Here is a 24,664-nt window from a genome sequence, read left to right as displayed (position 1 = left end):
ATTTACATAATAAATAAACTTCAGCGAGACAAGCTGAACTTATTTATTAAATCGATCAATTCATAAAAAAATCACTAATGAATTCGTGGACCGGTATTTCCACCACCGCTAGCATATAACGCCTCGTAACAGGTTCGTCGCATGATTATGGAATTAATTAAATATAATATTCTTGCCTGACCTTGCCTGACCTTGCCTGCGCCGAAATAAAGGCCATCAATCATTTTGCCAGAGGTAAAGGTATTGATGCGTCGCCGAACCAATGAAACAAATGGATATTGCTTCATGTTAATTCGATCTCGCACGCTCACCGGGCTGCTGTTTATGACGCTGGCTGGCGCCTCTGCCGTCAGTGCTGCGCAATTGACCACCTCGGCTCATCAGACCGAGCAGGATAAAGCTCGCCAGGAGGCGCTGACCCCGCAACAACAGGAGTTTCAGTCCTCACAACAGCGCGGGGCGCCGCAGGGTATCCACTTTCCTGTGGAAGCACATTGCAGATTAATCAATAAAGTCGACATCGATTCCGATAACCAGGCGCTCACCCGGAAATTACTGGCGAAAATCGCGCAGCAGGCACAGGGCCGCTGTCTGGGTAGCGAGGGTATACGCCTGCTGGCGTATAGGCTTCAAAACGAACTGATCGTGCAAGGCTATATCACCTCTCTGATTGATGTTCCCTCCCAGTCGCTGGAGCAAGGCATCCTCCGGCTGACCCTGAAGTATGGCAAAGTGGGCGCTATCGACTATGCCGGCGGATCAGACATCACCCGTCTGTGGAATTCACTTCCCCTGTCTCCCGGCGCTATCCTGCGTTTAAGCGACCTTGAGCAGGGTATGGCCAATCTGCAGCGCCTGCCGGGTTCTACGGCGCACATGAAACTGCTGCCTGGCCAGCGCGAGGGGGAAAGCGATCTTCAGATCGCCCGCAGCCTGGAGAAAAAATGGCAGCTTGGCGCCTGGCTTGACGACGCCGGCAGCAAAGCCAGCGGCCGCTATCAGGCCGGTGGCGCCCTCTATCTCTATGATCTGACCACTCTTAACGACATTCTGTATATTTCCGGCGGGGGCGATATTGAATTCAACCAACACAATGACGGCAACCACAACGGTAGCCTGTACTACTCCATCCCCTTTGGCTACTGGTCACTGAGCGCCTACGGGGCATATAGTCAGTATCGCCAGCAGTTCAACGGCAACTGGTCAACGATGGATTATAAGAGCAAGAATCGTTATTACAGCGCCACGCTGAGCCGACTGCTCTCCCATACCCGCCAGCAAAAAACCACCGCCGACCTGCGAATTGCCAAGAGCACCTCGCACTATTACTTCGGCGGCAGCGAACTGCAGGTCATGCGCAAGCAAACGCCATCATGGGAGCTTACCCTCAACCATCAGCGCTATTTTAATAAAAAAATCGTCGACGCCAGCATTGGCATCCAGCGCAGCCTGCCGTGGCTCAGCTCAACGGCAACGCCGGAGGAGAAAGCCGGGATGTACAGCCCGCTGTCGCGGATCGTCCATGCGAACCTGCAGACGATGATGAAATTTGACGCGGCCGGCGACGCATTTACCTGGGCGCCCCGATTGAGCGCGCAGTTCAGCCCGGACCCACTCTCCTCGGATAATAAATTCAATATTGGCAGTCGCTGGACCGTGCGCGGGTTCGACGGGGAAAACAGCCTGTCCGGCAATCAGGGATGGTACTGGCGCAATGATTTTATCTGGGATATCCCGACGCCTGACCGCCAATTTTATTTTGGTGTAGATATTGGGCGTATAACAGGAAACGAGCAATACCAGAGGGGAAAAACGCTTTCTGGCGCAGTAAGCGATATTCGTGGCTCGCTGCTCGCCACGCAGTATGACTTTTTCATGAGTACCCCTTTAATCAAACCCGTTCGTTTCCATAGCGATGCTCTTAACCTGGGCTTCTCATTACAATGGAGGTATTAATTTCAACAAGCAAAATTTAAAACTAACATTTCTCAACCACTCTTCATTAAAGGAATAATAGAATGTTTAAATTTAATTTAACTTATGTCGCACTCGCGGCAGCCCTTAGCTCATCGTTTGTCTATGCCGACCCAAACACATGGACGCACTCATCAGGTACAACCGTTGTTGATATTGAAAAACCTAACGCGGCTGGCGTATCTCACAATATGTACCGTGATTTTAACGTCGGCAGCAACGGGATGATTTTGAACAACAGCGGCGACGATCTTACCCATGACAAATTTGGCAATATTGCCAGGAATAATAATTTAACCAACGGCAGCGCATCCGTTATTCTCAATGAAGTGACCTCAAATAAGTCCAGTTCCCTCAACGGATTTATAGAAATCGCGGGTCAAAAAGCCGATATTATTATCGCTAACCCGAACGGTATCTCCTGCTCAGGCTGCAGCTTCATTAATACCAATTCAGCAGTATTAACGACCGGGCAGGTGAAACTTAACGATAACGGAGGGATCGGGTCCTATACCGTCAGTAAAGGCAAGATTACTATCGGCAAGAACGGTATGGATGCCACGAACAACTATGCCCTGCTGCTGGCGGAAACTATTGCTATCAATGGTACGCTCAGCGCTGCCAACGCTACATTAGGCGCAGGAAGTTTTACCTTTGATAACACAACACAAAAGATGACTTCCGCAGGTAAAACCCCAAGCGTTATGCAGATGCTATTTCCTGAATACAGCATCGACATTAGTAATCTTGGCGGAATTAAAGCTAATAACATCAGTATGATGGGTAACGATTATGGTTTGGGCGTGCGTAATAAAGGAAGCATTGTTTCTAACAGCATGCTGTCGATGACCAGCAGCGGAGCATTGGTCAACGAAGGCTCAATCACCAGCAATGGTCTGCTCACGCAGATGACTTCGGCCGGCAGCTTTAAAAATACAGGGAGTATAGCAACAACCAATACGACTATAATTAACAGCTTACAGTCCCTGACTAACGATGGGGCTATTACGGGCACCAGGCAGCTGATGGTTAACTCCGCGGGGAATCTGGAGAATAACGGTACTATAAGAAGCAACACGGTGTTAAGCGTAACCACTAACGGGAATTTGAAGACATCATACGGCTCCTATCTGCTTTCCGACGACCAATTATTGTTAGGGGCTCTCGGAAATATCGAAAACGGCGGTTCTGCTCGCGCAAAAAATACCACTGTCTCTTTTAGCGGTGACTCGCTCAATGTGACTGGCAACATCTATGGAACAGAAAATCTCGCCATTCAGTCTATCAAAGACAAAGAGATTTCGTCTGGTGCGATAAGCAACTCAGGGACCATCAAAGGTGGTAATATTGCGATCCAAACAAAAGGGAGCATGGTATTTAATAGAGATAGCCAGCTCCTTGTCACAGATAAACTGACAGCAGAGAGTAATAGTTTTAATAATAAAGGCGGTACGATTCGTGGCGATAAAGCAGTCATGAACTTTACTCATAGTGGAATGCAAAACAGCGGAGAAATCATTGGCGGAACTGTCAGTATCAATACTAAATCTGATTTCCTTAATGAATGGCTGATTCAATCTTTTGGTGACATGACCATTGATACCAACAAAAAAGGTAATATTATCAATCGCGAACTCATCCACGCTGACGGAACCATGACGTTAAATGCCAAACAGGTTGTTAATGGCGGATATAAGTGCGGATTCCTGGGTATGATGACCTGTGAAAAAGGAACGCTCAGCGGCAATAAATTGATCGTCAACGCTTCGCATAACTACGCGAGTGAAATAGGTGGAAATCAGTACTTCAAGTCAACTGAAATTAACACGCTCAAATAATTGATAAAACACTAAAATTACAGCTACTGCTGGTGTCAACAGCGCCAGCAGTAGATCCCGAGTTTAGCGTTTACTCTTTATGGCTCAAAGGGCCGCCTTTGGAACTGGTCGTGACCACATTTTGGGCAACGCGGCAGTACGTCAGGCGTATACACCGGAAGATGATAATGGCATTTTTCACACACCAGGTTACCCAACCCCACCACTTCGCCGCTGTGATAGACACCGTGATGGTTGAGATCCTGAAACACCTCGCGCCACTCAAGCTGGGTTTTATCGGTAATATCCGCCAGTTCCTGCCAGAGACTCTCTTTGATCACCCGCATAAAGACGCTATCAGTCAGCTCATCCTGACTCTCTTCATAACTGAGGGCGAACTCTTCCAGATCGCGTCGAACAGCGCGGATCACATTGTTGATTTCGCTCTGCGTTAACTCGCCGGACTGGCTAATCTTGACCCTGGCCTGCTCCACCAGCGCATCAATATCACGTTCTCCATTGCGTAACCGCTCGCTGAGCGTCGACACCAGCTCTCGGTAGAACTGAGCAACCTTGTTCATCTTTTCGCCTCCGGTGTGGTTAACTTCTTCTTATGATAGCCGTTATCTGCGGATAGCTCTGCCAGCCAAGCCACAGAGTCGCGAAATATTCTCCACCGCTTTCCTCTCTGTAAATGTGTGAAAGGCTGTTTTGACGTTGGCGTTTGGGCTATGCTATGCCGATCTGAAATAACACATCCATTGGCTACATTTTGTAGCTGTATTGAAAACAGGACCACTGGCTGCCATGCAAGAGCAATACCGCCCGGAAGAGATAGAATCGAAAGTCCAGCTTCACTGGGACGAAAATCGTACATTTGAAGTAACTGAAGACGAGAGCAAAGAGAAGTATTACTGCCTGTCGATGCTTCCTTATCCTTCTGGTCGACTACACATGGGTCACGTGCGTAACTACACCATCGGCGACGTGATTGCCCGCTATCAGCGCATGCTGGGTAAAAACGTCCTGCAGCCAATTGGCTGGGATGCGTTCGGTCTGCCGGCGGAAGGGGCGGCGGTAAAAAACAACACCGCGCCAGCGCCGTGGACCTACGACAACATCGCCTACATGAAAAACCAGCTCAAAATGCTGGGCTTCGGCTATGACTGGAGCCGCGAGCTGGCAACCTGCACCCCGGAATACTACCGCTGGGAGCAGAAGTTCTTCACTGAGCTGTATAAAAAAGGCCTGGTGTACAAAAAAACCTCCGCAGTGAACTGGTGCCCGAACGACCAGACCGTGCTGGCCAACGAGCAGGTTATCGACGGCTGCTGCTGGCGCTGCGACACCAAAGTCGAGCGTAAAGAGATCCCGCAGTGGTTTATTAAAATCACCGCCTACGCCGATGAGCTGCTGAACGATCTGGATAAGCTGGACCACTGGCCGGACACCGTGAAGACCATGCAGCGCAACTGGATCGGCCGTTCTGAAGGGGTGGAAATCTCCTTTGACGTCAACAACTACGCCGACAAGCTGACCGTCTATACCACCCGCCCGGACACCTTTATGGGCTGTACCTACCTGGCGGTCGCTGCGGGTCACCCGCTGGCGCAGCAGGCTGCGGCGAACAATCCGGCGCTGGCCACCTTCATCGACGAATGCCGCAACACCAAAGTGGCGGAAGCCGACATGGCGACGATGGAGAAAAAAGGCGTCGATACCGGCTTTAAAGCTATCCACCCGCTGACCGGTGAAGAAATTCCGGTATGGGCGGCTAACTTTGTGCTGATGGAGTACGGCACCGGCGCGGTGATGGCAGTTCCGGGCCACGACCAGCGCGACTACGAGTTCGCCAGCAAATATGGGCTGAACATCAAGCCGGTGATCCTCGCCGCCGACGGCTCCGAGCCGGATCTTTCCCAGCAGGCGCTGACCGAGAAAGGCGTCCTGTTTAACTCCGGCGAATTCAGCGGGCTCGATTATGAAGCGGGCTTCAACGCTATTGCCGACAAACTGGCTGCCATGGGCGTAGGTGAGCGTAAAATTAACTACCGCCTGCGTGACTGGGGCGTATCCCGTCAGCGCTACTGGGGCGCGCCGATCCCGATGGTTACCCTGGAAGACGGCACCGTGCTGCCGACCCCGGAAGATCAGCTGCCGGTGATCCTGCCGGAAGACGTAGTCATGGACGGTATCACCAGCCCGATCAAAGCCGATCCTGAATGGGCCAAAACCACGGTTAACGGCCAGCCGGCGCTGCGCGAAACCGACACCTTTGACACCTTTATGGAATCCTCCTGGTACTATGCGCGCTACACCTGCCCGCAGTATCAGGAAGGGATGCTGGATTCGCAAGCGGCCAACTACTGGCTGCCGGTCGATATCTACATCGGCGGCATCGAACACGCGATCATGCACCTGCTCTACTTCCGCTTCTTCCACAAGCTGATGCGCGACGCGGGGATGGTCAACTCCGATGAGCCGGCGAAACAGCTGCTGTGCCAGGGCATGGTGCTGGCTGACGCCTTCTACTACGTAGGCGAAAACGGCGAACGTAACTGGGTCTCCCCGGTTGACGCCATCGTCGAACGTGACGAAAAAGGCCGCATCGTGAAAGCGAAAGACGCGGCGGGTCACGAGCTGGTGTACACCGGCATGAGCAAGATGTCCAAGTCGAAAAACAACGGCATCGATCCGCAGGTCATGGTTGAGCGCTACGGCGCGGATACTGTCCGTCTGTTCATGATGTTCGCATCCCCGGCGGATATGACCCTCGAGTGGCAGGAATCTGGCGTCGAAGGGGCGAACCGCTTCCTGAAACGCGTCTGGAAGCTGGTCTACGAACACACCACCAAAGGGGACGTTGCGGCCCTGAACGTGGCGGCGCTGAGTGAAGATCAGAAAGCGCTGCGTCGCGATATCCACAAAACTATCGCCAAAGTGACCGATGACATCGGCCGTCGTCAGACCTTCAACACCGCCATCGCGGCGATCATGGAGCTGATGAACAAGCTGGCGAAAGCGCCGCAAGAAGATGAGCAGGATCGCGCCCTGATGCAGGAAGCCCTGCTGGCGGTAGTGCGTATGCTCAACCCGTTCACCCCGCACGTCAGCTTCACCCTGTGGCGTGAGCTGAACGGCGAAGGTGATATCGACAACGCGCCGTGGCCGGTGGCGGATGAAAGCGCGATGGTGGAAGACAGCACCCTCGTCGTCGTCCAGGTCAACGGCAAAGTTCGTGGTAAAATTACCGTTGCGGTAGACGCAACTGAAGAGCAGGTCCGCGAGCGCGCCGGCCAGGAGCATCTGGTGGCGAAGTATCTCGACGGCAAAACCGTGCGTAAAGTGATTTACGTCCCGGGTAAACTGCTCAATCTGGTCGTTGGCTAAGCGCGGGAGGAAGCGTGCGATATCTGGTAACAATGTTGTTATCTCTGGCGGTGCTTGCCACCGCCGGCTGTGGCTGGCATCTGCGTAGCACTACCAAGGTGCCCACCACCATGAAAACCATGATTTTCCAGTCGAGCGATCCGAATGGCCCATTAAGCCGCGCGGTGCGCAATCAGCTGCGTCTTAACGGCGTGGAACTGATCGACGCCAGCACGCTGCGTAAAGATGTCCCTTCTCTGCGCCTCGATGGTTCGTCGATTCAGAAAGATACGGCCTCGGTGTTCCAGGACGGTCGTACGGCGGAATATCAGATGGTCATGACCGTCCATGCCAGCGTTCTGATCCCGGGTCACGATATCTATCCGATAACCACTAAGGTCTATCGTTCGTTCTTTGATAACCCGCAGGCGGCGTTAGCCAAAGACGCCGAGCAGGATATGATTATCCAGGAAATGTACGATAAAGCGGCGGAACAGCTGATTCGTAAACTACCAAGCGTTCAGGTAGCGGATGTTGAAGCCACCCAGCAGGAAGAAAAACCGGTCGCGGGCAGCACCGCGCCGGCGTCCTCGGGTAACCGCGTCTCCACCACGCTGGGTCAATGATGATTCGGTTGTACCCGGAACAGCTCCGCGCGCAGCTCACTGAAGGGCTGCGCGCGGCCTATCTGCTGCTTGGCAACGATCCTTTGCTATTGCAGGAAAGCCAGGACGCTATTCGCGAAGCCGCTGCCGCACAAGGCTTTACCGAACACCATACCTTTTCTATCGACAACAGCACCGACTGGCAGGCGCTTTTCGCCTTAAGCCAGGCGATGAGCCTGTTTGCCAGCCGGCAAACCCTGTTGCTAATCCTGCCAGAGAATGGCCCCAACGCGGCGATCAACGAACAGCTGGCGACGCTGGTCGGTCTGCTGCACGACGACCTGCTGCTGATAGTTCGCGGTAGTAAGTTGACCAAAGCCCAGGAGAATGCCGCGTGGCTCACCGCGCTGGCGCAGCGCGCCGTCCAGGTCAGCTGCCAGACGCCGGAATACGCGCAGCTGCCGCGCTGGCTTGCCGCCCGGGCCAAACAGCATCAGCTGCAGCTCGACGACGCGGCCAGCCAGCTGCTGTGCTACTGTTACGAAGGCAATCTGCTGGCGCTGGCGCAGGCGCTGGAGCGTCTGGCGCTACTCTGGCCGGACGGTAAGCTGACGCTGCCCCGCGTTGAGCAGGCGGTGAACGATGCCGCGCACTTTACCCCTTACCATTGGGTCGATGCCCTACTGGCAGGCAAAAGTAAGCGCGTGCTGCACGTCCTGCAGCAGCTCCGTCTTGAAGGCTGCGAGCCGGCGATCCTGCTGCGTACGCTACAGCGGGAGCTGCTGCTGCTGGTGACCCTCAAGCGCCAGTCGGCACAGACGCCGCTGCGTTCGCTGTTTGATAAACATCGGGTCTGGCAAAACCGCCGTCAGCTGCTCAGCGACGCCCTCGCCCGACTGAGCGGCGAACAGCTTCGCCAGGCGGTGACTCTTCTGACCCGCGCGGAACTGACCTTTAAACAGGATTACGGGTACGACGTCTGGCCCGAACTGGAAAGTCTTTCGTTGTTGCTCTGCCACAAAGCCCTGGCGGACGTTTTTATTGATGGTTGATATGACTCACTTACAGGCAATCTATGGCGGCACCTTCGATCCGGTGCATTATGGTCACCTCAAGCCGGTCGAGATCCTGGCGAATCAGATTGGCCTGAGCAAGGTCATCATCATGCCTAATAACGTCCCGCCGCACCGTCCCCAGCCGGAAGCCACCAGCGCCCAGCGCGTGCACATGCTGAAGCTGGCGATTGCTGATAAGCCGCTGTTCACGCTCGATGAACGCGAACTGCAGCGCGATACCCCCTCCTGGACGGCGCAAACGCTGCAGGAGTGGCGCCAGGAGCAGGGGCCGCACAAGCCGCTGGCGTTTATCATTGGCCAGGATTCGCTGCTCACCTTTCCCACCTGGCACCGCTATGAAACCATCCTCGACAATGTCCACCTGATTGTCTGCCGCCGGCCGGGTTACCCACTGACCATGGCCCATGAGGCCGATCAGCGCTGGCTGGATCGCCATTTAACCCACGATGTGGAATCTCTGCATCGCCGCCCTTCCGGCGTGATCTACCTGGCTGAGACACCGTGGTTCGATATTTCGGCGACGATCATTCGCCAGCGCCTCGAGCGCGGCGAGTCCTGCGCCGAGATGCTGCCGGCCGCGGTGCTGGACTACATCCGCGAGCAGGGTCTCTATTGCTGACCCCGCGCTGGGCCTGGCGCGAAAAAAGCGCTATCGTAACGCCACCTCTCCATCGCCCGTCAGAGCCTGTTCATGAAATTATGGTTAGTTCGCCATGGCGAAACCGAAGCCAACGTTGCCGGATTATACAGCGGCCATGCCCCAACGCCCCTGACGCCGCGAGGCGTCGCTCAGGCGCGAGCGCTCGGCGAACGGCTGCGCGCGGTGCCTTTCGATAAAGTCTTCTGTAGCGAGCTGGCGCGGACCGGGACAACGGCCGATCTGCTGCTTGGCGATCGCGCTATCCCGCGCGAATGCCATGCCGCGCTCAATGAGATGTTTTTCGGCGACTGGGAGATGCGTCATCATCGCGACCTTCAACGAGAAGATGCGCAAAACTATGCCGCGTGGTGTGCTGACTGGCAGCACGCGGCCCCTACTAACGGCGAAAGCTTTCAGCGTTTTGCCCGCCGCGTCAGCGAGTTTATCCCCACGCTGACCGACTGCCGCCATCTTGACCATCTGCTGATCGTCGGCCATCAGGGCGTTCTGAGCCTGCTGACCGCCCTGCTGTTGCAGATGCCCGCCGCGGCGATGTGGCACTTTCCGATAGCCCATGGCGCCTGGAGCCTGCTCGAAATCCGCCACGATTTCACCACCCTGCGGGTATTAAATAGCCAGGCCGTCTGGCAGTCGGAAGAAGAATTCCCGCCGAACCATTGACAGGCCAGAGCAGGCTGCTATTCTCCGCTGCCAGGCAGCATCCGCCAAAGCCGCTTTGCAGAAAATTGTTTTACAAAAATGGCGATGCAATCCTCGGCGAGGGATGGGATGATACCCCGCCGCGAACGCCTGCCGACAGACATTTCACCCGACTTTTTCATCAGTTCAGGTATACTGTCAGGCTCTTTATGATTATCAATCTTCACGCACCCAGGGGGAACACTTGCAGGGTAAAGCACTCCAGGATTTTGTTATCGACAAAATTGATGACCTGAAAGGTCAGGACATCGTTGCCATTGATGTACATGGCAAATCCAGCATCACCGATTGCATGATTATCTGCACCGGCACCTCCACGCGTCATGTGATGTCCATCGCCGACCACGTGGTTCAGGAATCCCGCGCCGCCGGCATGCTGCCGCTGGGCGTTGAAGGGGAAGCCGCCGCCGACTGGATCGTCGTCGACCTCGGCGACGTGATGGTTCACGTCATGCAGGAAGAGAGCCGTCGTTTGTACGAGCTGGAAAAACTCTGGAGTTAATGCGTGAAGTTGCAGCTGGTGGCCGTTGGCACCAAAATGCCGGACTGGGTACAGACCGGCTTTAGCGAGTATCTGCGCCGTTTTCCCAAAGATATGCCGTTCGAACTGGTGGAGATCCCAGCCGGTAAGCGCGGCAAGAACGCTGATATCAAGCGCATCCTCGAAAAAGAGGGCGAGATGATGTTAGCCGCTGCCGGTAAAAACCGCATCGTGACCCTGGATATTCCGGGTAAACCATGGGATACGCCGCAGCTGGCGCGCGAACTGGAACGCTGGAAACAGGACGGGCGCGACGTCAGTTTGCTGGTCGGCGGCCCGGAAGGCCTCTCTCCAGCCTGTAAAGCAGCGGCGGAACAGAGTTGGTCGCTCTCCACCCTCACCTTACCTCACCCGCTGGTGCGCGTACTGGTGGCCGAGAGCCTGTATCGGGCGTGGAGCATTACCACCAACCATCCGTACCACCGTGAGTAATGATGATCAGGGTAGACTGAGCAGCGAATGAAATTACAGAATTCTTTCCGCGACTATACGGCTGAATCCTCGCTGTTCGTGCGCCGGGCGCTGGTCGCTTTTTTGGGGATTTTGCTGCTTACCGGCGTTCTGATCGCCAACCTGTACAATGTGCAAATCGTTCGCTTCGACGACTATCAGACGCGTTCGAACGAAAACCGCATCAAGCTGGTGCCGATCCCGCCGAGCCGCGGCATTATTTACGATCGTAACGGCACTCCGCTGGCGCTTAACCGCACCATTTATCAGCTGGAGATGATGCCGGAGAAAGTCGATAACGTGCAGCAAACGCTGGATGCGCTGCGCGACGTCGTCGATTTAACCGACGATGATATCGCCGGCTTCAAAAAGGAGCGCGCCCGCTCCCATCGCTTTACCTCGATTCCGGTAAAGGTCAACCTCAGCGAAGTGCAGGTGGCCCGCTTTGCCGTCAACCAGTACCGCTTTCCCGGCGTGGAAGTCAAAGGCTACAAGCGCCGTTACTATCCCTATAACTCGGCGCTGACGCACGTCATCGGCTACGTTTCGAAAATTAACGATAAAGACGTCGACCGCCTCGATAAAGAGGGCAAACTGGCCAACTACGCCTCGACCCACGACATCGGTAAGCTGGGTATTGAGCGTTATTACGAGGACGTCCTGCACGGTCAGACCGGCTACGAGGAGGTTGAAGTGAACAACCGCGGCCGCGTGATTCGTCAGCTCAAAGAGGTGCCGCCGCAGGCCGGACGCGACATCTACCTCACCCTCGACCTCAAGCTGCAGCAGTATATCGAAACGCTGCTGGCTGGTAGCCGCGCCGCAGTGGTGGTCACCGACCCGCGTACCGGCGCCATTCTGGCGCTGGTTTCGACGCCGAGCTACGACCCGAACCTGTTCGTCGACGGCATCTCCAGTAAAGATTACTCCGGCCTGCTCAACGATCCGAACACGCCGCTGGTCAACCGTGCGACGCAAGGGGTCTATCCGCCGGCATCGACGGTCAAACCGTACGTCGCCGTCTCGGCGCTGAGCGCCGGGGTGATCACCCGCAATACCAGCCTGTTTGACCCGGGCTGGTGGCAGTTGCCCGGCTCGGAAAAACGCTATCGTGACTGGAAAAAATGGGGCCACGGCCACCTGAACGTCACCAAAGCGCTGGAGGAGTCCGCGGATACCTATTTCTATCAGGTCGCCTATGACATGGGCATCGATCGCCTCGCGGAGTGGATGAGCAAGTTCGGCTACGGCCACTATACCGGTATCGACCTCGCCGAAGAGCGCTCGGGCAACATGCCGACCCGCGAATGGAAGCTCAAACGCTTTAAGAAACCCTGGTACCAGGGGGACACCATTCCGGTGGGCATCGGCCAGGGTTACTGGACTGCCACGCCGATCCAGATGAACAAAGCGCTGATGATCCTGATTAACGACGGGGTGGTGAAAGTGCCGCACCTGCTGCAAAGCACCGTGGAAGACGGCAAGCCCGTTCCGTGGGTCCAGCCTCATGAGCCGCCGGTAGGCGACATTCATTCCGGCTACTGGGAAATCGCCAAAGACGGCATGTTCGGCGTGGCCAACCGCGGCAACGGCACCGCGCACAAGTATTTCGCCAGCGCGCCGTATAAAATCGCGGCCAAGTCCGGTACCGCCCAGGTGTTTGGCCTGAAGGCCAACGAAACCTATAACGCGCACCGAATCTCTGAGCGTCTGCGTGACCATAAACTGATGACGGCGTTTGCGCCTTATAACAACCCGCAGGTTGCCGTGGCGATGATCCTGGAAAACGGCGGTGCCGGCCCGGCGGTCGGTACGATTATGCGCCAAATCCTCGATCACATCATGCTGGGCGATAACAACACCACGCTACCAAGCGAAAACCCGGCGGTGACCGCAGGGGAGGATCAATAATGACGGATAATCCGAACAAAAAATCGCTGTGGGATAAGATCCATCTTGACCCCACCATGGTGCTGATCCTGCTGGCGCTGCTGACCTACAGCGCACTGGTTATCTGGAGCGCCAGCGGTCAGGACGTCGGCATGATGGAGCGTAAAATCGGCCAGATCGCCATGGGCGTGGTGATCATGATCGTCATGGCGCAGATCCCGCCGCGGGTCTATGAAGGCTGGGCGCCCTATCTCTATATTTTCTGTATTATTCTGCTGGTGGCCGTCGACGCCTTCGGCGCCATCTCCAAAGGGGCGCAGCGCTGGCTGGATCTCGGTATCGTCCGCTTTCAGCCGTCGGAGATTGCAAAAATTGCCGTGCCGCTGATGGTGGCGCGCTTTATTAACCGCGACGTCTGCCCCCCTTCGCTGAAGAACACCGGTATTGCCCTGGTGCTGATCTTTCTGCCGACGCTGCTGGTAGCGGCGCAGCCTGACCTCGGGACCTCGATTCTGATCGCCCTCTCCGGTCTGTTTGTGCTGTTCCTCTCCGGCCTCAGCTGGCGACTGATCGGCATTGCGGTGGTGCTGGTCGCCGCCTTTATCCCGATTTTGTGGTTCTTCCTGATGCACGACTATCAGCGCCAGCGCGTGATGATGCTGCTCGATCCGGAAACCGACCCGCTGGGCGCGGGGTATCATATTATTCAGTCTAAAATTGCCATTGGCTCTGGCGGTCTGCGCGGCAAAGGCTGGCTGCACGGCACCCAGTCGCAGCTGGAGTTCCTGCCGGAACGCCATACCGACTTTATCTTCGCCGTTCTCGCCGAAGAGTTGGGCCTGATTGGCGTGCTGATCCTGCTGGCGCTCTATATTCTGCTGATCATGCGCGGACTGTGGATCGCCGCTCAGGCGCAGACCACCTTTGGCCGGGTCATGGCCGGTGGTTTAATGTTGATTTTATTCGTTTATGTCTTCGTAAATATTGGTATGGTGAGTGGTATTTTACCGGTGGTGGGCGTACCGTTGCCGCTGGTGAGCTACGGGGGCTCCGCCCTGATCGTATTGATGGCCGGGTTTGGTATCGTGATGTCGATCCATACCCACAGAAAAATGTTGTCGAAAAGCGTTTAAAGGGGTTCGCAATGCGTAAGCAATGGCTGGGGATCTGCATAGCAGCGGGGCTGCTGGCGGCATGTTCGAGTGATGACGTGCAACAAAAGACGGTCAGTACTCCACAGCCGGCCGTCTGTAATGGCCCGACGGTTGAGATCAGCGGCGCCGATCCGCAGTATGAAACGCCGAACGCGACGGCGAATCAGGATTATGAGCGCGACGGTAAGCGCTACAAAATCGTCCAGGATCCGGCAAACTTTACTCAGGCCGGTTTCGCGGCGATCTATGACGCGGAACCCAACAGCAACCTGACCGCCAGCGGTGAAACCTTCGACCCGACGCAGTTGACCGCGGCGCACCCGACGCTGCCGATCCCGAGCTATGCGCGGATCACCAACCTCGCCAACGGGCGCATGATCGTCGTGCGGATTAACGATCGCGGTCCCTACGGCAACGATCGGGTTATCTCGCTCTCTCGCGCGTCCGCCGACCGCCTGAACACCTCGAACAACACCAAAGTGCGTATCGACCCCATCATCGTCGCGCCTGACGGTTCGCTTTCCGGCCCGGGAATGGCTTGTACCACCGTCGCCAAACAGACTTACGCTCTGCCCGCCCGTCCGAATCTGGACGGCGGTGACGCTGCTGGCATGAACCAGCCTGCGCCCACTGACGTTCGCCCGATCAGCAACAGCACGCTGAAGCCGGAAGATAGCGTTGGCGCTCCGGTGAACAGCGGCGGTTTCCTCGGCGCCCCGACGCCGCTGAACAGCGGCGTGCTGGAGAGCAGCGAACCCGCGGCCGCCACCGTGACCGCACCTGCCGCCGGCGCCACGCCAGCAGCGCCGGTGACCGCCCCCGGCTCCATCCAGGGTAGCGTCGCGCCCGCAGCGGCCGCAGCCGCCGGCGCCGTTGCCGCTTCCTCTTCCGCCACCTCCAGCGCCAGCGGTAACGTTGTCGTCCAGGTGGGCGCAGTGAGCGACCAGGCGCGGGCGCAGCAGTATCAGCAGCGTCTGAGCCAGCAGTTCTCTGTGCCAGGCCGGGTCATGCAAAACGGCGCGGTGTGGCGTATTCAGCTGGGACCATTTGCCGACAAGGCGCAGGCCAGCGCCGTTCAGCAGCGCCTGCAAAGCGAAGCGCAGCTGCAGTCCTTTATTACTCGCGCCAACTAAAGGCCGCGGGCAGCCCGTTCACCTTGCGCATGTAAAAGTCATTAACAAACTCATGCGCAATGTCGGATGCTGGCCCGCAGAGCATTTGCTATAGTAAGGCACTTTTTTTAACTCCATCACGGATGCCGTTGTTCTGACCATGAAGACCTCTTTCACCGCTCGTTTACTCATCACGGCGCTCTCCGTTGCAGCGCTCTCCTCCGCTGCCCGCGCCGATGACCTGAATATCAAAACGATGATCCCAGGCGCCCCGCAGATTGACGCCGAATCCTGGATCCTTATCGATTACAATTCTGGCAAGGTGCTGGCTGAAAACAACGCCGACTCCCGCCGCGACCCGGCCAGTCTGACCAAAATGATGACCAGCTATGTTATTGGTCAGGCGATGAAAGCGGGCAAATTCAAAGAGTCCGATCTGGTCACCGTCGGCAACGACGCCTGGGCCACCGGCAACCCGGTATTCAAAGGCTCTTCCCTGATGTTCCTCAAACCGGGGATGCAGGTGCCGGTTTCCCAGCTGATCCGCGGTATCAACCTGCAGTCCGGTAACGATGCCTGCGTGGCGATGGCCGACTATGTCGCCGGCAGCCAGGATGCCTTCGTCAGCCTGATGAACAACTACGTCAACGCCCTCGGCCTGAAAAACACCCATTTCCAGACCGTTCACGGCCTCGACGCTGACGGCCAGTACAGCTCGGCGCGCGACATGGCGCTGATTGGCCAGGCGCTGATCCGCGATGTGCCGAACGAATACTCGATCTATCGTGAGAAAGAGTTCACTTTCAACGGCATCCGCCAGCTGAACCGTAATGGCCTGCTGTGGGATAACAGCCTGAACGTCGACGGCATCAAAACCGGCCACACCGACAAAGCAGGCTACAACCTCGTCGCTTCCGCCACCGAAGGCCAGATGCGTCTGATCTCGGCGGTAATGGGCGGCCGGACGTTCAAAGGGCGTGAGTCGGAAAGCAAAAAACTACTGACCTGGGGCTTCCGCTTCTTCGAAACCGTCAACCCGATTAAAGCCGGCAAAGAGTTTGCATCCGAACCAGCCTGGTTCGGCGACAGCGATCGCGCTTCGCTGGGGGTGGATAAAGACGTCTACCTGACCATCCCGCGCGGCCGGATGAAAGATCTGAAAGCCAGCTACGTGCTGAATAACACTGAGCTGCATGCCCCGCTGCAGAAAAACCAGGTCGTCGGCACCATTAACTTCCAGCTGGATGGTAAAACCATTGACCAGCGCCCGCTGGTGGTGCTGCAGGAAATTCCGGAAGGTAATTTCTTCGGTAAAATTATTGATTACATTAAATTAATGTTCCACCACTGGTTTGGTTAAAAATCGAACGCTTGAAAGTGTGATTTCCATCCCCATATACTATTCATCCAAGTAACCTGATAACTCCCGCCCTTGGTGGGAGTTATTATTTTGTCGTAACACCGGAGCTGACATGAAAACCAAACTTAACGAACTGCTTGAATTCCCTACGCCATTTACTTACAAAGTAATGGGGCAGGCGTTGCCTGAGCTGGTTGATCAGGTGGTGGAAGTGGTACAGCGCCATGCGCCTGGTGATTACTCGCCGTCAGTAAAACCGAGCAGCAAAGGTAACTACCACTCGGTCTCCATCACCATCAACGCCACCCACATTGAACAAGTGGAAACGCTGTACGAAGAGTTAGGCAATATCGATATCGTTCGGATGGTGCTGTAACCCTTTCCCTGACCCGGCCGCCGTGCCGGGTCTTCTCATTCCCTTTCACACGGCTGTGATATACTCCCCGACCTGAATTCTCTCTTCCCGGCGGAGATGTTGTTTTGCAGCACAATAAAATTCTAATCCGGCAGCTTGGCCTGCAACCTTACGAACCCGTCTCGCAGGCGATGCATGAATTTACCGACGCCCGTGATGAAGATACCCTCGATGAGATCTGGCTGGTAGAACATCACCCGGTCTTCACCCAGGGTCAGGCCGGCAAAGCGGAACACCTGCTGGTGCCCGGTGATATTCCGGTGATCCAAAGCGATCGCGGCGGCCAGGTAACCTATCACGGCCCGGGACAGCAGGTAATGTACGTCCTGTTGAACCTCAAGCGCCGCAAGCTGGGGGTGCGTGAACTGGTGACGCTGCTGGAGCAAACGGTCGTCAATACCCTTACCGAATATGGGATTGAGTCGCACCCCCGCGCCGATGCCCCTGGCGTCTACGTCGGCGATCGCAAAATCTGCTCTCTGGGATTGCGGATCCGTAAAGGCTGCTCTTTCCACGGCCTGGCGCTCAATATCGCGATGGATCTGACGCCGTTTCTGCGTATCAACCCCTGCGGCTATGCCGGTATGGAGATGACGCAAATGCGCCAGTGGCTACCGGAAGCCACCCCGGAGACTGTCGCTCCGCGGCTGGTCGCCAATCTGCTGGCGCTGTTGAACCATCCCCCGCACGAATACCTGCCTCAGGGTTAAGCGGCAGATCAGCGCCCCGCTGACGGCGGGGGGCTGAACAAGTAACACATTATTTTTGCAATCAATTGTCACGCACGGCAACGCCGCGGGCCGCTATACTTGGCCTATCATTCCCAACCGGACTCATCGCGTGCCAGAGAATACGCCGCCGTCAGAATCTCCTGACAGACAGGACGAACGTTACGACCGTCAGATGTTTCGCATCCTGCGTAATATTGACCTCAATCTGTTGACCATCTTCGAAGCCGTGTATGTACACAAAGGTATCGTCAATGCCGCGAAGATACTCAATATCACGCCGTCGGCCATTAGCCAGTCAATTAACAAACTGCGGGCGCTGTTCCCCGATCCGCTGTTTATCCGCAAAGGCCAGGGCGTGACGCCCACCGCCTATGCCACCCACCTTCACCAGTACATCAGCCGCGGTATGGAGGCTTTCCTTAGCGCGCTGGATATCACCGGCAGCCCGGACCAGCAGCGGGTGATCACTATCGCCACTACGCCAGCCATGGGGGCGCTGCTGATGCCTTACCTGGCCAGCGCGCTGAAGCCGGCCTTTCCGCAGATCCTGCTGCACAACATCGCCCTTACCGACGCCGCGCGGCAGCTCGACCAGCGCCAGGTGGATCTGTTAATCGACACCCATCTGCACAGCGGTCAGGCGCTAAACCATCACGTGCTGTATCAGGATCGGGTGCAGATGTACTGCCGCGCTGGGCATCCTGCGCTTGACGGTCCACAAGATGAATCCGCCCTCGCGCAATACGAGTTTGCGCTGCTGCTGCCTGAAGGCCAGCGCTACCCTACGCTGCATCGTCGACTGCAGGAGGAGATGGGCGAGCGCCGCTGCGGTTTCAGCACCTTCAACCTGCTGACCCAGGCGGCAATGATCGCCGAGAGCGATATGCTGGGGCTAACCACCGAGCGCCTGTTCGCCATGGTATCCCGTCTCTGGCCGCTGCAAACCCTGGATGTTCCCTCCCTGCGGGAAGAACAGATTGATGTTGCGCTGCACTTCAATAAGCAGAGCGGGAAAGAGCCATTGCTGAAAGAGATCATTGAGACCGTGATCCAGGCGTTTAAGGCGTAGCGCACGGAAGGGAAAAGGATAAAACAACAACTATTTTACAATTTGCCGGGCAGGCAGGCTGCTTTCTGCCCCTTTTCAATGGTATACTGCCTGCTCTTGATTCAAAAATAGTTGATAATTGCAACATTTCATTGAATTAATTCGCTTTCCTTCGTGACTCGCAACTGGAACACGCACGCTATGAGTAAACCCATTGTGATGGAACGCGGTGTTAAGTACCGCGACGCCGATAAAATGGCCCTTATCCCGGTGAAGAACGTGGCAACTGAGCGTGAAGCTCTGCTCAGAAAACCGGAATGGATGAAAATCAAACTTCCGGCAGACTCGTCCCGTATCCAGGGAATCAAAGCAGCGATGCGTAAGAACGGCCTGCACTCCGTATGCGAAGAGGCCTCCTGCCCGAACCTTGCAGAATGCTTCAACCACGGTACCGCGACCTTTATGATCCTCGGCGCGATCTGTACCCGCCGTTGCCCATTCTGCGACGTCGCGCATGGCCGCCCGGTCGCGCCAGATGCGAACGAGCCACAGAAGCTGGCGCAAACTATCGCCGATATGGGGCTGCGCTACGTGGTGGTCACCTCGGTGGACCGTGACGACCTGCGCGATGGCGGCGCACAGCATTTTGCCGACTGCATCAGCGCCATTCGCGAGAAAAACCCGACGATTAAAATCGAAACGCTGGTCCCGGATTTCCGCGGCCGCATGGATCGCGCCCTGGAGATTCTGACGGTAACCCCGCCGGACGTCTTCAACCACAACCTCGAAAACGTACCGCGCCTCTATCGTCAGGTGCGTCCGGGCGCGGATTATAACTGGTCGCTGAAGCTGCTGGAGCGTTTTAAAGAAGCGCACCCGGAGATCCCAACAAAATCCGGTCTGATGGTGGGTCTGGGCGAAACCAACGACGAGATCATCGAAGTTATGCGCGACCTGCGCCGTCATGGCGTCACCATGCTGACGTTAGGCCAGTATCTGCAGCCGAGCCGTCACCACCTGCCAGTGCAGCGTTACGTTAGCCCGGAAGAGTTTGAAGAGATGAAAGCAGAAGCCATGGCGATGGGCTTCACCCACGCCGCCTGCGGCCCCTTCGTTCGCTCTTCCTATCATGCCGACCTGCAGGCTAAAGGGATGGAAGTTAAATAACCTGCCGCTTCTCCCGCTGCGTCACTTCCCGGCGCAGCGGCGCTCTCCGCTTCGCCTTCCCGTAACAATTAGTTGCATCTTTCCTGCGCGGCGTCGATAAAAACGACAAAGGCCGCAACGTAAACGTCGCGGCCTCTTCGCCGAACCTTCCGCATCCCGCCAGGGGACGCAGCCGGAGAATTACTCTTTATGAGAGAGCTTCTGCGCCGGTACTTCGTCTTCAGCGGTGGTTTTCTTCGCGCTATCGTCATCTTCGTTCATGGCCTTTTTAAAGCCCTTGATAGCCGAACCCAGGTCGCCGCCCAGCGTACGTAATTTCTTGGTACCAAACACTAAGATAATCAGTGCTGCAACTACCAGCAGTTTGGTAATACTAATCTCACCCATAGCTAACCTTCTTCTCTATACAAGCTGCGAATACGCCATCATACACGTATTTATCCGTCATATTGTAATCCACCTGTGCGCGGGCCGCGTGATTCAGCCCGAGGCCTCCCCTCCGGGAGTGAGCGCTGGGGTGTCCGTCCTGACGTGCACAGCGAATTATTGGGATAAACAATACGGGTATTTGGCGCGCGGACACAATAGCAATCTGTAACAAGGTGAATCAAGCCTTGTTTAAAAAAACGTCACAATAATTGCGGTGGCGCAAACCGTCGGTTCTGCAGCACCGGCAAACGCTCGCGAACCCGCGCAAGGTAGTCTGCGGAAATATCGGCATAGATCAGCTGCGGCTCGCTCCCCGCGCCCGCCACGGTGGTCCCCAGCGGATCGATGATGCGGCTCTGCCCGATGTTACGCGTCCCGCATTCGCCTGCCGCCACGACGTAGCAGGTCGTGTCCAGTGCGCGCGCCGCCAGCAGCGTCGCCCAGTGATGCTCTTTTTGCGGCCCTTTCACCCATGCGGTGGGCAGCACCAGCAGCTGCGCACCGTTCAGCGCCAGCGACAACGCCAGTTCCGGAAAACGCAGATCGTAACAGGTCATCAGGCCAACGCGAAATCCCGCCACCTCAATCACCGGGGGAATTTGCCGGCCGGGATCCACCCGCCGGGACTCCTGCATTGCGAAGGCGTCGTATAAATGAAGTTTGTGATAATGGGCAATGATTTTCCCTTCACGCAATACCACCAGCGTGTTGGTTGCTCTTCCCTCCCCCGACGGCACATGCAGCGTCAGGATCGTCGTCAGGCCGTTACGCGCGCTCTCGGCCAGCAGCAGCTGCAAAAACGCCCCATCCAGCGTTTGGGCCGATTTCACCGACAGATCCGGGTCGTTGTCATCACGTGCCAGCAACGCCTCCGGCAGCACCAGCAGCGCCGCCCCTTCACGCGCCGCCTGCTGCATCATCGCCACACAAGTGTGCGCATTCGTCTGCCATACTGGCGTGACGATAAACTGCCCTGCCGCTACCCGCATGTTTTTCTCCCGTCAGGTTATGAATAGCCAATTGCGCCCGTTGCGCGCTACACTTGACACTCTCTTACATCAAATAGCAGGAAACGACCGTGTTTCAACTTCTTTGCGCCGTTTTTATTGGCGGCGGCACCGGCAGCGTTTTGCGCTGGTGGCTCGGCATGAAGCTCAATCCTGTGCACCATGCTATCCCTATTGGAACGCTGACTGCCAACCTGTTAGGCGCCTTTGTGATCGGCGCCGGGCTGGCGTGGTTTAATCGACTGACCGGCATTGACCCGATGTGGAAGCTACTGATCACCACGGGTTTCTGCGGCGGGTTGACCACCTTTTCCACCTTCTCTGCGGAAGTGGTGTTTCTTCTGCAGCAGGGGCGAGTGAGCTGGGCGCTCCTCAACGTTGCGGTGAACTTGCTGGGTTCGTTTGCCATGACGGCTGTCGCCTTCTGGCTCTTCTCGCAAGCAGCCAGCCGCTAAAGGCGTAATCAACAGGCAAAAAAAAACCCGCTGTTTAGCGGGTTTTTATATTCTACTGACGCGTTGCTTACAGAGCGATTACGTTTGCAGCAGAAGGGCCTTTGGCACCGTTAGTGATTTCGAACTCTACGCGCTGACCTTCAGCCAGAGTTTTGAAACCGTTGGACTGGATTGCAGAGAAGTGTACGAATACATCTTTGCTGCCATCTTCCGGAGTAATGAAACCGAATCCTTTGGACTCATTAAACCACTTAACGTTACCTTTAATCTTAGACATCAAAATTACCTTTATATGAAAAATCGACACTAATGCTGTGTCGGGTATCAGTACACCAATTGTGGTACCTTTTGTCCAGTGCAACTTTGCTAAAAAGTGATAAAAGTCGCTATCTTTTTTAGTGGGTAACGCTTTAGTCCTTGTTTTTCCACAAGACGCCTCGCTTATCTCATTTATTGCTAAGACTTAGCGAATTAAAACTGTATGCGAGCCCAGGCGAAGTAAACGTTACCGTTATTGTAGGTGCCGGGAATGTAGGTCATCTGGAACGTTGCCGGACCGTAACCTATTGAAGCTAATGGCAAGATCACCGGAATCGGAATGTAGTTCCAGTTATCGCGCGCCGTCACCCCAAGGGTATAGCCGAGACCGAGGCGGAAGTTCTGATCCGTCAGCGGGCGCCAGGTTTTCTCCCAGCCGTAGCCGCCAATGGGCTCCCACTTATTGAAAGAGTCTTTAAACGCCATCAGGTACAGACCGTGCCAGTTCCCTTTCTCATCCCAGCGGGAGACGCCGAAACCGGCCCCCCACGGACGTTCGTTATACTTATCCGTCTTTTCCTTATCGTAGGCAAAGCGCGCGTGCCAGGTGATGGCTGGAACGTACAGATCATAGTGCTCTGGCTCATTCCAGGTCTGCGCAACGTTATTACTTAAGGTATGGTAACCTTCGCTAAGGGTCGATGAAAACGACGCGCTGGCGTTTCCGGACACCAATAACCATCCTAAAAAACCAAGAGAAAACAATGAAAAACGACGTAACATCAACACTTTTCTATTACCACTTTCATTTAAAAGCCACCTAAAATAGCAAAGATAGTCTCAATACAGGTTGAACGAAATAAGGCAAACTCCTGATTTTCTCCCGCTGACCATCAGAACCACTTAACTATCCATCTGGTGATTATATCCAGGCGTAACGGGGACGCGTAGTTCTTGTCGCTTTATTGATTTGCATCAGCGAGTTTCGTCCGTTTTTTCGGCACATTCGCACATTAAAATTTGGTGTGACGCTTTTTCACTACATATTCTTTGGGCTTAGGGGTAATAAATGCTGACGTTTATTGAGATCCTGATCGGGATCGTGGTCATTGTGGGCGTCGCCCGCTATATCATCAAAGGCTACTCGGCCACCGGGGTGCTGTTCGTCGGGGGCTTAATCTTATTGATCGTCAGCGCCCTGCTGGGACATAAAGTCTTACCAGGCAATACCGCGGGCACCGGTTACTCCGCCACTGACATTATTGAATACATTAAGATTCTCCTCATGAGCCGTGGCGGCGATCTGGGTATGATGATCATGATGCTGTGCGGCTTTGCCACTTATATGACTCATATTGGCGCCAATGATATGGTGGTGAAATTAGCCTCAAAGCCATTGCGCTATATCAATTCGCCCTATCTGCTGATGATTGCCGCCTACTTTGTCGCCTGCCTGATGTCACTGGCCGTCTCCTCCGCGACCGGCCTCGGCGTGCTGCTGATGGCGACCCTGTTCCCGGTGATGGTAAACGTCGGTATCAGCCGCGGGGCGGCGGCGGCCATCTGCGCCTCGCCGGCGGCGATTATCCTTTCGCCCACCTCGGGCGACGTCGTGCTGGCGGCCAAAGCGGCCGAAATGCCGCTGATCGACTTTGCCTTTAAGACCACGCTGCCGATCTCCATCGCCGCTATCATCTGCATGGCGATCGCCCACTTCTTCTGGCAGCGCTACCTGGATAAAAAAGAGAACATTTCCCACGAAATGCTCGACGTCAACGAGATCACCACCAACGCTCCGGCGCTGTACTCCATCCTGCCGTTTACGCCGATTATTGGCGTGCTGATCTTCGATGGCAAATGGGGACCGGAACTGCACATTATTACCATCCTCGTCGGCTGCATGCTGCTGGCGGCGATCCTCGAATTCCTGCGCGGGTTCAACACCAAAAACGTCTTCAGCGGACTGGAAGTCGCCTACCGTGGGATGGCTGACGCCTTCGCCGGCGTGGTGATGCTGCTGGTCGCCGCCGGCGTTTTTGCTCAGGGATTAAGCACCATCGGCTTCATCAATGGTCTGATCTCCATCGCCACCTCCTTCGGCTCGGCCAGTATTATTCTGATGCTGGTGCTGGTGATCCTGACCATGCTGGCGGCGATGACCACCGGCTCCGGCAATGCCCCGTTCTACGCCTTTGTCGAGATGATCCCCAAGCTGGCGCACTCCTCCGGTATCAATCCGGCCTATCTGTCGATCCCGATGCTGCAGGCCTCAAACCTTGGCCGCACAATATCGCCAGTCTCTGGCGTGGTGGTGGCCGTCGCCGGGATGGCGAAGATTTCCCCGTTCGAAGTGGTCAAACGCACCTCGGTGCCGGTGATGGTTGGCCTGCTGGTGGTGATCGTCGCGACCGAGATCCTCGTCCCCGGCAGCGCGGTCCACTAATGG

24 protein-coding genes are annotated in these 24,664 nt (G+C 55.8%); 19 read left to right on the top strand and 5 right to left on the bottom strand.

What is annotated here, in order from left to right; genetic code table 11:
• Positions 1–285: 285 nt before the first annotated feature.
• Both ABLU50_RS13660 and ABLU50_RS13655 read left to right on the top strand, forming a co-directional pair.
• Positions 286–1,956 carry a ShlB/FhaC/HecB family hemolysin secretion/activation protein gene (locus ABLU50_RS13660; protein ID WP_087832433.1) on the top strand — a complete coding sequence of 557 codons (1,671 nt, stop codon included), beginning with the start codon at positions 286–288 and terminating at the stop codon, positions 1,954–1,956.
• A 62-nt stretch (positions 1,957–2,018) separates the two neighbouring features.
• A complete protein-coding gene (locus ABLU50_RS13655; RefSeq protein WP_087832432.1) occupies positions 2,019–3,812 on the top strand; it encodes a filamentous hemagglutinin N-terminal domain-containing protein in 1,794 nt (597 codons plus the stop codon).
• Positions 3,813–3,889: 77 nt separating this feature from the next.
• On the opposite strand, the gene ABLU50_RS13650 is transcribed toward ABLU50_RS13655, so the two are convergent.
• Positions 3,890–4,372, bottom strand: coding sequence for a zinc ribbon-containing protein (locus tag ABLU50_RS13650; protein WP_004885892.1), 483 nt, complete (start codon positions 4,370–4,372; stop codon positions 3,890–3,892).
• Between the two features lie 226 nt (positions 4,373–4,598).
• On the opposite strand from ABLU50_RS13650, the gene leuS reads away from it, so the two are divergent.
• The 15 genes from leuS to lipA all read left to right on the top strand — a co-directional run bounded on the left by leuS (position 4,599) and on the right by lipA (position 20,069).
• Positions 4,599–7,181: a leucine--tRNA ligase gene (gene leuS / locus ABLU50_RS13645; RefSeq protein ID WP_017899092.1), complete on the top strand. Its 2,583-nt coding sequence runs from the start codon at positions 4,599–4,601 to the stop codon at positions 7,179–7,181.
• A 14-nt stretch (positions 7,182–7,195) separates the two neighbouring features.
• A complete protein-coding gene (lptE, locus tag ABLU50_RS13640) occupies positions 7,196–7,786 on the top strand; it encodes an LPS assembly lipoprotein LptE (RefSeq protein ID WP_004885890.1) in 591 nt (196 codons plus the stop codon).
• Positions 7,786–8,817 (top strand): DNA polymerase III subunit delta, encoded by a 1,032-nt coding sequence (gene holA / locus ABLU50_RS13635; protein ID WP_004885888.1) that lies wholly within the window; start codon positions 7,786–7,788, stop codon positions 8,815–8,817. Before lptE ends, holA begins: the two co-directional genes overlap by 1 nt.
• Complete coding sequence (gene nadD, locus ABLU50_RS13630) at positions 8,810–9,460, top strand: nicotinate-nucleotide adenylyltransferase (protein ID WP_023319968.1); 651 nt, start codon at positions 8,810–8,812, stop codon at positions 9,458–9,460. The genes holA and nadD overlap by 8 nt, the downstream gene beginning before the upstream one ends.
• A gap of 72 nt (positions 9,461–9,532) precedes the next feature.
• Positions 9,533–10,162, top strand: coding sequence for an adenosylcobalamin/alpha-ribazole phosphatase (locus tag ABLU50_RS13625; protein ID WP_004885883.1), 630 nt, complete (start codon positions 9,533–9,535; stop codon positions 10,160–10,162).
• 223 nt (positions 10,163–10,385) lie between these two features.
• On the top strand, positions 10,386–10,703 hold the full coding sequence (rsfS, locus tag ABLU50_RS13620) for a ribosome silencing factor (RefSeq protein WP_002894623.1): 318 nt from the start codon (positions 10,386–10,388) through the stop codon (positions 10,701–10,703).
• A gap of 3 nt (positions 10,704–10,706) precedes the next feature.
• On the top strand, positions 10,707–11,174 hold the full coding sequence (rlmH, locus tag ABLU50_RS13615; protein WP_002894620.1) for a 23S rRNA (pseudouridine(1915)-N(3))-methyltransferase RlmH: 468 nt from the start codon (positions 10,707–10,709) through the stop codon (positions 11,172–11,174).
• A gap of 27 nt (positions 11,175–11,201) precedes the next feature.
• Complete coding sequence (gene mrdA, locus ABLU50_RS13610) at positions 11,202–13,103, top strand: peptidoglycan DD-transpeptidase MrdA (RefSeq protein ID WP_004885880.1); 1,902 nt, start codon at positions 11,202–11,204, stop codon at positions 13,101–13,103.
• Positions 13,103–14,215, top strand: coding sequence for a peptidoglycan glycosyltransferase MrdB (gene mrdB / locus ABLU50_RS13605; RefSeq protein ID WP_004885876.1), 1,113 nt, complete (start codon positions 13,103–13,105; stop codon positions 14,213–14,215). The genes mrdA and mrdB overlap by 1 nt, the downstream gene beginning before the upstream one ends.
• Positions 14,216–14,226: 11 nt before the next feature.
• On the top strand, positions 14,227–15,369 hold the full coding sequence (gene rlpA / locus ABLU50_RS13600) for an endolytic peptidoglycan transglycosylase RlpA (RefSeq protein WP_087832431.1): 1,143 nt from the start codon (positions 14,227–14,229) through the stop codon (positions 15,367–15,369).
• A gap of 139 nt (positions 15,370–15,508) precedes the next feature.
• Entirely contained in the window at positions 15,509–16,708 is a 1,200-nt protein-coding gene (dacA, locus tag ABLU50_RS13595; protein WP_002894539.1) for a D-alanyl-D-alanine carboxypeptidase DacA, read from the top strand.
• 112 nt (positions 16,709–16,820) lie between these two features.
• Positions 16,821–17,084 carry a DUF493 family protein YbeD gene (gene ybeD / locus ABLU50_RS13590; protein ID WP_002894474.1) on the top strand — a complete coding sequence of 88 codons (264 nt, stop codon included), beginning with the start codon at positions 16,821–16,823 and terminating at the stop codon, positions 17,082–17,084.
• 104 nt (positions 17,085–17,188) lie between these two features.
• Entirely contained in the window at positions 17,189–17,833 is a 645-nt protein-coding gene (gene lipB, locus ABLU50_RS13585) for a lipoyl(octanoyl) transferase LipB (protein ID WP_004885871.1), read from the top strand.
• Between the two features lie 130 nt (positions 17,834–17,963).
• Complete coding sequence (locus ABLU50_RS13580; RefSeq protein WP_087832429.1) at positions 17,964–18,923, top strand: YbeF family transcriptional regulator; 960 nt, start codon at positions 17,964–17,966, stop codon at positions 18,921–18,923.
• 180 nt (positions 18,924–19,103) lie between these two features.
• Complete coding sequence (gene lipA, locus ABLU50_RS13575) at positions 19,104–20,069, top strand: lipoyl synthase (protein ID WP_004885864.1); 966 nt, start codon at positions 19,104–19,106, stop codon at positions 20,067–20,069.
• A 180-nt stretch (positions 20,070–20,249) separates the two neighbouring features.
• Here the strand turns inward: lipA and tatE are convergent, their stop codons facing one another.
• Together tatE and ABLU50_RS13565 are read right to left on the bottom strand one after the other, a co-directional pair.
• On the bottom strand, positions 20,250–20,456 hold the full coding sequence (gene tatE / locus ABLU50_RS13570) for a twin-arginine translocase subunit TatE (protein ID WP_004885862.1): 207 nt from the start codon (positions 20,454–20,456) through the stop codon (positions 20,250–20,252).
• 242 nt (positions 20,457–20,698) lie between these two features.
• A complete protein-coding gene (locus tag ABLU50_RS13565) occupies positions 20,699–21,487 on the bottom strand; it encodes a deaminated glutathione amidase (protein WP_032455719.1) in 789 nt (262 codons plus the stop codon).
• Positions 21,488–21,576: 89 nt separating this feature from the next.
• Between ABLU50_RS13565 and crcB the strand changes: the two genes are divergently transcribed.
• Positions 21,577–21,960, top strand: a complete 384-nt coding sequence (gene crcB, locus ABLU50_RS13560) for a fluoride efflux transporter CrcB (RefSeq protein ID WP_002894459.1) — start codon at positions 21,577–21,579, stop codon at positions 21,958–21,960.
• Between the two features lie 67 nt (positions 21,961–22,027).
• On the opposite strand, the gene cspE is transcribed toward crcB, so the two are convergent.
• Complete coding sequence (cspE, locus tag ABLU50_RS13555; protein WP_002439184.1) at positions 22,028–22,237, bottom strand: transcription antiterminator/RNA stability regulator CspE; 210 nt, start codon at positions 22,235–22,237, stop codon at positions 22,028–22,030.
• 194 nt (positions 22,238–22,431) lie between these two features.
• On the bottom strand, positions 22,432–22,950 hold the full coding sequence (gene pagP, locus ABLU50_RS13550; RefSeq protein ID WP_004885852.1) for a lipid IV(A) palmitoyltransferase PagP: 519 nt from the start codon (positions 22,948–22,950) through the stop codon (positions 22,432–22,434).
• Positions 22,951–23,287: 337 nt separating this feature from the next.
• Here pagP and dcuC point away from each other — a divergent pair, with 337 nt between their 5' ends.
• Entirely contained in the window at positions 23,288–24,661 is a 1,374-nt protein-coding gene (gene dcuC, locus ABLU50_RS13545; protein WP_043521644.1) for an anaerobic C4-dicarboxylate transporter DcuC, read from the top strand.
• Positions 24,662–24,664 lie beyond the last annotated feature (3 nt).

It is taken from the genome of Klebsiella sp. GG_Kp173 (genome assembly GCF_040062415.1).
GTDB classification, from domain to species: Bacteria; Pseudomonadota; Gammaproteobacteria; order Enterobacterales; family Enterobacteriaceae; genus Klebsiella; species Klebsiella quasipneumoniae.
This window is presented reverse-complemented; position numbering and strand designations above follow the sequence as displayed.

Coding starts and splice junctions, on each gene's coding strand:
- ABLU50_RS13660 (WP_087832433.1), top strand. CDS start 286: ATGTTAATTCGATCTCGCACGCTCACCGGGCTGCTGTTTATGACGCTG.
- ABLU50_RS13655 (WP_087832432.1), top strand. CDS start 2,019: ATGTTTAAATTTAATTTAACTTATGTCGCACTCGCGGCAGCCCTTAGC.
- ABLU50_RS13650 (WP_004885892.1), bottom strand. CDS start 4,372: ATGAACAAGGTTGCTCAGTTCTACCGAGAGCTGGTGTCGACGCTCAGC.
- leuS (WP_017899092.1), top strand. CDS start 4,599: ATGCAAGAGCAATACCGCCCGGAAGAGATAGAATCGAAAGTCCAGCTT.
- holA (WP_004885888.1), top strand. CDS start 7,786: ATGATTCGGTTGTACCCGGAACAGCTCCGCGCGCAGCTCACTGAAGGG.
- nadD (WP_023319968.1), top strand. CDS start 8,810: ATGGTTGATATGACTCACTTACAGGCAATCTATGGCGGCACCTTCGAT.
- ABLU50_RS13625 (WP_004885883.1), top strand. CDS start 9,533: ATGAAATTATGGTTAGTTCGCCATGGCGAAACCGAAGCCAACGTTGCC.
- mrdA (WP_004885880.1), top strand. CDS start 11,202: ATGAAATTACAGAATTCTTTCCGCGACTATACGGCTGAATCCTCGCTG.
- mrdB (WP_004885876.1), top strand. CDS start 13,103: ATGACGGATAATCCGAACAAAAAATCGCTGTGGGATAAGATCCATCTT.
- rlpA (WP_087832431.1), top strand. CDS start 14,227: ATGCGTAAGCAATGGCTGGGGATCTGCATAGCAGCGGGGCTGCTGGCG.
- dacA (WP_002894539.1), top strand. CDS start 15,509: ATGAAGACCTCTTTCACCGCTCGTTTACTCATCACGGCGCTCTCCGTT.
- ybeD (WP_002894474.1), top strand. CDS start 16,821: ATGAAAACCAAACTTAACGAACTGCTTGAATTCCCTACGCCATTTACT.
- lipA (WP_004885864.1), top strand. CDS start 19,104: ATGAGTAAACCCATTGTGATGGAACGCGGTGTTAAGTACCGCGACGCC.
- tatE (WP_004885862.1), bottom strand. CDS start 20,456: ATGGGTGAGATTAGTATTACCAAACTGCTGGTAGTTGCAGCACTGATT.
- ABLU50_RS13565 (WP_032455719.1), bottom strand. CDS start 21,487: ATGCGGGTAGCGGCAGGGCAGTTTATCGTCACGCCAGTATGGCAGACG.
- cspE (WP_002439184.1), bottom strand. CDS start 22,237: ATGTCTAAGATTAAAGGTAACGTTAAGTGGTTTAATGAGTCCAAAGGA.
- dcuC (WP_043521644.1), top strand. CDS start 23,288: ATGCTGACGTTTATTGAGATCCTGATCGGGATCGTGGTCATTGTGGGC.